The 8,838-nt window shown below is 41.4% G+C and carries 8 protein-coding genes; 4 read left to right on the top strand and 4 right to left on the bottom strand.

Going from position 1 to position 8,838, the window contains the following annotated elements:
• Nucleotides 1-94 precede the first annotated feature (94 nt).
• Nucleotides 95-2,920 carry an excinuclease ABC subunit UvrA gene (uvrA, locus tag H7U04_RS08810; RefSeq protein WP_201059692.1) on the bottom strand — a complete coding sequence of 942 codons (2,826 nt, stop codon included), beginning with the start codon at nt 2,918-2,920 and terminating at the stop codon, nt 95-97.
• A gap of 294 nt (nt 2,921-3,214) precedes the next feature.
• On the opposite strand from uvrA, the gene H7U04_RS08805 reads away from it, so the two are divergent.
• The 3 genes from H7U04_RS08805 (at nt 3,215) to H7U04_RS08795 (ending at nt 5,897) form a co-directional block, all read left to right on the top strand.
• A complete protein-coding gene (locus tag H7U04_RS08805; RefSeq protein WP_004183470.1) occupies nt 3,215-4,159 on the top strand; it encodes a magnesium transporter CorA family protein in 945 nt (314 codons plus the stop codon).
• Between the two features lie 68 nt (nt 4,160-4,227).
• Nucleotides 4,228-4,899, top strand: coding sequence for a DUF1129 domain-containing protein (locus H7U04_RS08800; protein ID WP_002891841.1), 672 nt, complete (start codon nt 4,228-4,230; stop codon nt 4,897-4,899).
• A 116-nt stretch (nt 4,900-5,015) separates the two neighbouring features.
• Entirely contained in the window at nt 5,016-5,897 is an 882-nt protein-coding gene (locus H7U04_RS08795) for a DUF4300 family protein (RefSeq protein ID WP_002891843.1), read from the top strand.
• A 123-nt stretch (nt 5,898-6,020) separates the two neighbouring features.
• Here the strand turns inward: H7U04_RS08795 and rpsR are convergent, their stop codons facing one another.
• From rpsR to rpsF, 3 genes are read right to left on the bottom strand one after another with little or no spacing between them, the layout of a single operon-like run.
• Nucleotides 6,021-6,260 carry a 30S ribosomal protein S18 gene (gene rpsR / locus H7U04_RS08790; protein ID WP_000068665.1) on the bottom strand — a complete coding sequence of 80 codons (240 nt, stop codon included), beginning with the start codon at nt 6,258-6,260 and terminating at the stop codon, nt 6,021-6,023.
• A gap of 41 nt (nt 6,261-6,301) precedes the next feature.
• A complete protein-coding gene (locus H7U04_RS08785; protein ID WP_201059690.1) occupies nt 6,302-6,820 on the bottom strand; it encodes a single-stranded DNA-binding protein in 519 nt (172 codons plus the stop codon).
• Nucleotides 6,821-6,831: 11 nt separating this feature from the next.
• A complete protein-coding gene (rpsF, locus tag H7U04_RS08780) occupies nt 6,832-7,122 on the bottom strand; it encodes a 30S ribosomal protein S6 (protein ID WP_003093185.1) in 291 nt (96 codons plus the stop codon).
• Between the two features lie 202 nt (nt 7,123-7,324).
• Between rpsF and H7U04_RS08775 the strand changes: the two genes are divergently transcribed.
• A complete protein-coding gene (locus H7U04_RS08775; RefSeq protein WP_201059688.1) occupies nt 7,325-8,278 on the top strand; it encodes a hypothetical protein in 954 nt (317 codons plus the stop codon).
• The last annotated feature ends 560 nt before the right edge of the window (nt 8,279-8,838 follow it).

Raw genomic sequence — 8,838 nt, 5'->3', positions numbered from 1 at the left:
AAAGGACTCAGTCCTGTACAATACAGAACTAAATCCTTTGCTTAAATTATTTGTCTAACTTTTTGGGGTCAGAACACAGAGAGCCCTTTTTCCTTTATATCAATTTTTCTTTCAAATATTGTCCTGTGTAGCTTTTTGAAACAGCTGCTACTTCCTCTGGAGTCCCTGTAGCTACGATGGTACCTCCACCGACACCGCCTTCAGGACCCAAATCAATGATGTGGTCTGCGGTCTTGATAACATCTAGATTGTGCTCAATCACGAGAACAGTGTTGCCATCATCCGCAAAACGCTGAAGCACCTTCAAAAGACGAGCAATGTCATCTGTATGGAGACCCGTCGTCGGTTCATCCAGAATGTAGAAGGACTTCCCTGTAGAGCGTTTGTGCAACTCACTAGCCAGTTTCATACGCTGGGCCTCACCCCCTGATAGGGTTGTCGCTGGTTGTCCCAGAGTCACATATCCGAGCCCCACGTCCTTGATTGTCTGCACCTTACGAGCAATCTTAGGGATAGCCGCAAAGAAGTCAACTGCGTCATCAACTGTCATATCCAGAATTTCAGCAATATTCTTGCCCTTATAACGAACTTCTAAGGTCTCAGAATTATAGCGTGTTCCATGGCAAACCTCACAAGGGACATAGACGTCAGGCAAGAAATGCATCTCAATCTTGATAATACCGTCACCAGAGCAGGCTTCACAACGGCCACCCTTGACATTGAAAGAGAAACGCCCCTTCTTATAACCTCGAATCTTGGCCTCATTGGTTTGGGCAAAAAGATCACGAATATCGTCAAAAACGCCTGTATAAGTCGCTGGATTAGAACGAGGTGTACGCCCAATTGGACTTTGGTCAATATCAATCAAACGCTCGATATGCTCAATGCCTGTCACTGATTTGTGTTTACCAGGTTTCTCACTATTTCGATTAAGCTCTTGGGCAATCTTTTTCTTGAGAATTCCGTTAACCAAAGTCGATTTTCCCGAACCAGAAACACCAGTGACTGCAATCAACTTTCCAAGTGGAAACTTGACAGATACATTCTTAAGGTTATTTTCACTAGCACCTTTAACCTCGATAAAACGACCATTACCTACACGACGTTCCTGAGGAACAGGAATTGATTTTGCACCTGACAGATACTGCCCGGTGATTGAATTCTTGTTCTTAGCAACTTCCTCTGGGGTTCCTGAAGCCATGATTTGACCACCAAAAGCACCAGCACCAGGTCCCACATCAATAAGCCAGTCAGCCTCACGCATAGTATCTTCATCATGCTCCACCACAATCAGGGTATTGCCCAAGTCACGCATCTTTTTAAGACTTGATATCAAGCGATCATTGTCACGCTGATGAAGCCCAATAGAAGGCTCATCCAAAACATATAGGACTCCAGAAAGGTTAGAGCCAATCTGTGTCGCCAAACGGATACGCTGACTCTCACCCCCAGAAAGGGTTCCGGCCATACGAGAGAGGGTCAAATAATTAAGACCTACATTATTAAGGAAAGTCAAGCGATCCTTGATTTCCTTGATAATTGGACGGGCAATCATTCCTTCATTTTCACCTAATTCCAGGCTATCAATTTCCTGAAGATGATCTGAAATAGACAAATCAGAGATTTGACCAATATTTAGGCCATTCTCCCCACCAACACGAACCGAGAGAGCTGCTTCGTTAAGACGATAGCCATGACAAGTTGGACATGACAGCTCATTCATATAACCTCGCATGACATTGCGAGTGAAATCACTATTGGTCTCGTGGTAGCGACGATTAATATTAGTCACAACCCCTTCAAAAGGAATGTCAATATCACGCACCCCACCAAAATCATTAACATAATGGAAATGGAATTCACGATCCCCAGATCCGTAGAGGACCAAATCTTGTTCTTCTTTTTTCAGTTTTTCAAATGGCGTATCCATATCCACGCCAAACTGCTCCATAGCCTGCTCAAGCATGGCTGGATAGTAGTTGGACGAAATAGGGTTCCAAGGCGCCAGAGCACCTTCACGTAAGGTCTTACTAGCATCAGGGATAACCAAATCCATATCAACTTCTAGTTTATTACCTAAACCATCACAGGTCGGACAAGAGCCAAATGGCGCATTGAATGAAAAGAGACGAGGCTCCAACTCAGGCACTGTGAAGCCACAAACCGGACAAGAATAATGTTCTGAGTAAAGCAACTCATTATCATCCATAGTATCCACAATCAAGTAGCCATCTGCTAAACGAAGGGCCGCCTCCACCGAATCAAAGAGACGACTACGGATACCCTCCTTATTTACCAAGCGGTCCACAACCACTTCGATATTATGCATCTTAGACTTGGACAACTCTGGCACTTCTGTGACATCGTAAATCTCACCATCTACACGAACACGAACATAACCGTCTTTCTGTACACGCTCAAAAACAGCCTTGTGTTGCCCTTTCCTACGACGAACAATTGGTGCCAAAATTTGCATACGTGTACGCTCTGGAAGGGCTAGAACCTCGTCAACAATCTGTTCCACAGAGGACGACTGAATGGCTCCATGACCATTAGGACAATAGGGGACACCCACACGCGCATAAAGGAGACGAAGATAGTCATTAATCTCCGTTGCCGTCCCGACCGTCGAACGAGGATTTTTGCTTGTTGTTTTCTGATCAATGGAGATGGCAGGACTCAAACCATCAATCGAGTCCACATCAGGTTTCTCCATATTTCCCAAAAATTGGCGGGCGTAGGCTGAGAGACTTTCAACATAGCGTCGCTGACCCTCTGCATAAATGGTATCAAAGGCCAAGGAAGACTTCCCAGAACCTGACAAACCCGTCACCACCACCAGTTTATCACGCGGAATCTCCACATCAATATTTTTTAAATTGTGAGCTCTTGCTCCATGAATCACTAACTTATCTTGCATATTTTTAAGAGGCCCTAGCCCAAAAGCTACTGCCGCTCCTTTCTACAGACGGATGGAAAATCCATCCCGACTTTCTCTCATATTATAACAAAATTTCAATTTATCCAGCCCAAAAATGTTTCAAATGTAGTATAATATTGGAGTGTCTAAAAAAGGCAAGGAACATCGTCCCAAGCCTCATTTGACATCACTAAAAAAGCTAAGAGCAGTGTTTATTTTACTTAAAAGCGATTGTAAAAATCCTTTTATAATCAAGACGCTAGCACTTACCTAATGACGAAGGAGGGGTTCCCATTGAAACAAATGTTCTTATCCACCGGAAAAGAATTCAAAGAAATTGAAACATTCGAGCCTGGTGCTTGGATTCATTTGGTGAACCCTTCCCAAGAAGAAGCCATGAAGGTCGCAGAACGTTTTAACATTGATATTCAAGACCTCCGTGCCCCTCTGGACGTGGAAGAAACATCACGTATCGATGTCGAAGATGACTACACCCTGATTCTAGTCGACGTCCCAACCCAAGAAGAGCGTAATAACAAAAGCTACTACGTCACTATTCCATTGGGTATCATCGTTACCGATGAGGTGGTTGTTACAACCTGTCTCGAGGACATCAGCCTCATGGACAACTTCCTCAACCACCGTGTACGTAACTTCTACACCTTTATGAAGACCCGTTTTGTCTTTCAGATTCTCTATCGCAATGCTCAACTCTTCCTAACCGCCCTACGTTCTATCGACCGTCAGAGCGATAAATTGGAAGCTCAGTTGGAAAATGCGACTAAAAACGAGCACTTGATTGACATGATGGAATTGGAAAAATCCATTGTCTATCTAAAAGCCTCACTTAAGATGAATGAGCGAATTGTCAAAAAGCTAACAGGTAACGCCTCTAGCTTGAAGAAATATATCGAGGACGAGGATCTCTTGGAAGATACACTGGTCGAAACCCAACAGGCCATTGAGATGGCAGGCATCTATGAAAATGTCTTGAATGCCATGGCTGAAACCGCTGCTTCTATCATCGGCAATAACCAGAACACTATCATGAAGACACTCGCTCTCATGACTATGGCTCTGGACATCCCAACCGTTATCTTCTCCGCCTACGGCATGAACTTTAAAAATAATTCTATGCCTCTAAACGATTTAGATAACGCCTTTTGGGTTATCTTTTTCATCGCAGCCTTCGGGTCATCCTGCGTTGTTATCTACTTTATCAGGAAAAAATGGTTCTAACATAGAGCCTCTTCTTTTCCCTAAACTACAAAACTAAAAAATAATACTATTTATCGAAAGGTCATCTCATGGACATCCAAAAACTCACCAAGAAAAACCAAGAATTTATCCACATCGCAACCAACCAACTCATCAAAGATGGTAAGTCAGACCAAGAAATCAAAGATATCCTTGGCGATATTATTCCTGAACTTATCGAAAACCAGAAAAAAGGAATCACAGGACGTGGACTCCTTGGTGCTCCAACTGTTTGGGCAGCTAGTTTCTCTCCTGAAAAACACCAAAAACCTGAAACTGGTAAGCCTAGCAAAGAAGTGCCTGAAACAGATAAAACACCTTGGAAGATGTGGCTTGATACCTCACTCTTCCTTCTAGCCATCGTTGCTATCATGAACGCAATCTTTGGTTTCTCAGGTACACAAACCAGCTACGGCCTCACAACCCTGCTTTCAGTGTCATTCATTGGCGGTCTTGCTATGTATACCCCTTACCACTACATCTACCGTCACAATAACAAACCAAAGGAAGAACGTCCAAAATGGTGGTTCAGCATGACCATCATCACTCTCTCTTTTATTGCATGGTTTGCCCTCTTTAGTCTTACAGCCCTTCTTCCAAGCTACCTCAACCCTGGTCTTTCACCAATTGTGATCCTTATCATTGGTGTCATCGCTGGTGTTGCCAAATACTTCTTCAAACGTCACTACAACGTTCAAAGTACTTACGCACCTGCATCTTAATCAATCTCAACCTCAAGCACCCTTATGGGTGCTTTTTTACGTCAGAAATCTTGACACAGTTGGCTATTCTATACTAAAATGTTAAAGTTAATAGACAAAAGAAAGAATTCCAATAGATGCGTATCAAATTCCCTCTACTAATCATTGCTTGCTGCCTATTACTTATGGCATGCAGCCACAAGAATACTCAGAAAAACTATCAAGCTTACTATAGTTTCAACAACGTGACGACTCCCACTCAGGAAAAACAGCTAGCCAAAGCCTTAAAAAGCAAAGGCATACCGACCAAAGACTGGGACAATCTAGCCCCTTATATTACTCGTTACAATCAGGAAAATACAAACCTTCAGCCAGTTGTCAAAAAATGGACCAAAAGTAAAATCGGCAAGGACCAAAACCAATTCGTCACCTTCCTTAATGAAAAAACTTTTGAAGATAACAAATCACACTTTACTGATGACTTAAACTGCCGACGAACATCATTCCTGCTCCTTCATAACCTTATTACAAGCTCAGAGGACCTTATCAAATTAGACCTCCCCCTTCAAAACGAATTTATAGATCTTAAGTCACACCACAAAGAGTTAACTGCCAAGGATCAAGCTCTCTACAGTCTCCTTTTTGGTGATAATATCAGCTATCAGACTACAGACGATCTCCTTAAAGCTTGGAAAAAAGCTGGACTCAAGTTTCCAGAGAAGGTTAAACTCCTATCGGTCTTTCAAAATAGCCCTGGTGATGTCAGCAATTTCCACACGGCTATAGCTTATGAAAAAGACGGCAGTATCTATGTCTTTGAAAAACAGGACCCTACACTTCCTTACAGGTGGAGTCGCTTCAACAATTGGGCAGACATCAAAACACACTGGTTATCCAACCGCTTCAAGGTCTTCAAAGACAATATCGATATCCTCGTTAACGACCAAAAATTTGATGATTTCTTAGAAAACACACTCTATATACCACAAAACAACCAGCTAGCTCCTCAAGATAAATGAGAAGACCAGTTGGTTTTTCTTTTTCTCTAAAGTATAAAATAAAACTCAGCACACAAGCCTAAAAATAACAAAAAACTACAAAATCAAGGCAGAAAAAAATACCCTCAGTCGAGGGCATTATTTTTAGTCTTCGTTTACGTAAGGCATAAGTGCCATAACGCGAGCGCGTTTAATCGCTGTTGTTACTTTACGTTGGTTTTTAGCTGAAGTTCCTGTTACACGACGTGGAAGAATTTTACCACGTTCTGAAACGAAACGGCTAAGAAGCTCAGTATCTTTGTAATCAACATATTCGATTTTGTTAGCTGCGATGTAATCAACTTTTTTACGGCGTTTGAATCCGCCACGACGTTGTTGAGCCATGTTTATTTCTCCTTTATATATTTAATTCGTTTTGTCCATTCTTAGAATGGGAGATCGTCATCTGAAATATCCATTGGATTTGAATTACCAAATGGACTCTCATCACGACCGAAGTTTGGTGTAGATTGTGCAGGTTGTGATCCAACAAATGAACCACCAGTTGAAGCTCCACCACCGAATGAATTTGAATTATCAAATCCTCCAGCGTTGTAAGAACCACCACTGTGACCTTCACGTGCCGCACGGCTTTCCAACATTTGGAAATTATCAGCGACAACTTCAGTTACGTAAACACGTTGACCTTGTTGATTTTCATAGTTACGAGTCTGAATACGACCTGTAATTCCAATCAATGCGCCTTTCTTAGCCCAGTTAGCCAAATTTTCAGCTTGCTGGCGCCAGATAACACAGTTAATAAAGTCTGTTTCACGTTCACCATTAGCACCCTTGAAGTTACGGTTAACCGCAAGGCTGAATGTTGCAACAGCAACGTTGCTTGGTGTATAACGAAGTTCCGCATCACGGGTCATGCGACCAACGAGTACGACATTATTAATCATAATTTACCTTCTTACGCGTCAAGTTTAACGATCATGTGACGAAGAATGTCACCGTTGATTTTTGAAAGACGGTCGAACTCGTTAAGAGCTGCATCGTCGTTTGCTTCAACGTTAACAACGTGGTAAAGTCCTTCACGGAAATCTTGGATTTCGTATGCAAGACGACGTTTTTCCCAATCTTTTGATTCAACAACAGTTGCACCGTTGTCAGTCAAGATAGAATCGAAACGTGCTACCAAAGCGTTTTTAGCTTCTTCTTCAATGTTTGGACGAATGATATAAAGAATTTCGTATTTAGCCATTGATATTTTCCTCCTCTTTTGGTCTAATGACTCATGGTCTTTCGCCACGAGTAAGTGAGGTGCACTCACAAGATATAATTCTACCAAAGTTTGATGGATAATGCAAGGAAAAAGTAAAGAGTTAGAAATTTGAATCCCTTAGAAAAAATTAAACCCTATGCGTCATCTTTTCTCCCGTCAAACTTCATGCTAAAATAAGAGAATGCTTTATCATAAAAAGAAATTAGGAGAAAAACTAGGACTTCCAACCTTTAACCACTACTATAATATTCCTATTACTTCCCTAGAATATAACCTTAAAAACTTAGGTCCGAGTGATACCTACATTATCACTTTCAAACAGGACAATAACCTCTTTGTTGTTGATATAAGACATTCGCTTGGTCATACCAGTCATTTTGATACCGTCTCCCTCTTTGAACAAGGCAAGCTCTTATCAGGTATCGCTGCTGTCCCTTTGGCCTCTGTTCATAGCATACAAATCTTGTCTTTTCCAAACAAGTTACACTCTCTGGACCCTAGTCAGCGTCTAAAAAATCTCGTCGCTCTTTACTACAAGGATGAAGAAATCATGCGTTACCTCAAGACGACTAAAAATATCGGTAATCAGGTGACAAGATATCAATTAGAGGCTGATCGACTAGAAAGACAAGGTAAGAGTTTTGACTTCTTCAAGTACACCAGTCGTGGCAAAGTACGAGAAGAAGACGGTCTATCGGAAGTGTCTAGCAAGGACTACGACTTCATTCCTGATTTTCATCCCTTCTTAACCTCGCCAAGAAGCCAGCAGGTTTTAAGCGTCCCAGTAACCTACTTTGATGACAAAACAAAACAGACTGCTAAAATAGACATCATGGGGTGGTATATCAAGGACCAACAACTTAAGATTCGTTGGAAACCCAAGTACATGCGCAAACGGCGATGGCGCTCATCACGTATCTCAATTGATATCGTGACCGACAACTACTTCTTCCAAGGACAAATCTATAGAGACAGTAGCGCTCCCATATTTCTGAACAACCTAAGCTTTGATAGCAAGATTCCTAAGAGCTTCCTGCCACATCTCCAAAAACAGTACCAAATCTTTATGGCTCTAGTCGAAGAACAAAAAAGACTGGCTCTCCTACGAAAGGTCCGGTTAAACAATAAGGACTAAGAGTCTTTCACTAAAATTTCACATATCAAAAAGCTCATTCTTACACGCTAGAATGAGCTTTTAAGATTCTTCAATTGTCATTAGAACATCCTTTTGGAATTTTGTAAAAAATATTTTCATAAGGAGGAGTCATTGTGTGTCACCATTTTTATACCTAGCAATCATAGATTACCTCCATCAACTTACAAATAACTTTTTTGTATTGTAAATTTTCTATTACATTGGTATCACTCCCTAAGCTATTTTGTGCAATAACTTAAAGTGTCTCCATTTTTATAACGTCCTAAATTCATCATCATAGTAATCACCTCTGATTCGTATGATTTGAGACCTATCTCCCCATTGACCACTCAATGAGATTTACTTGTCGCCGTTCTTATAACGACTTACATCAAACATCAACATAAGCGTCACCTCGGTACTTTTTTACAAGATTTAAGCATTTAACTTTTGTCGATAGTTTACTCATTTGGCATCGGTATCACTCCTTAAGCTATTTTACGCAACAGCTTAAGTGTCTCCATTTTTATACCTACTAACATTTCTCATGAGCTTTACCT

The sequence above is a fragment of the Streptococcus sp. 22.1 genome (assembly GCF_016648645.1).
Classification (GTDB): Bacteria; Bacillota; Bacilli; order Lactobacillales; family Streptococcaceae; genus Streptococcus.
Note: the sequence above shows the minus strand (reverse complement) of the source record. Positions and strands in the feature narration are given on the sequence as shown.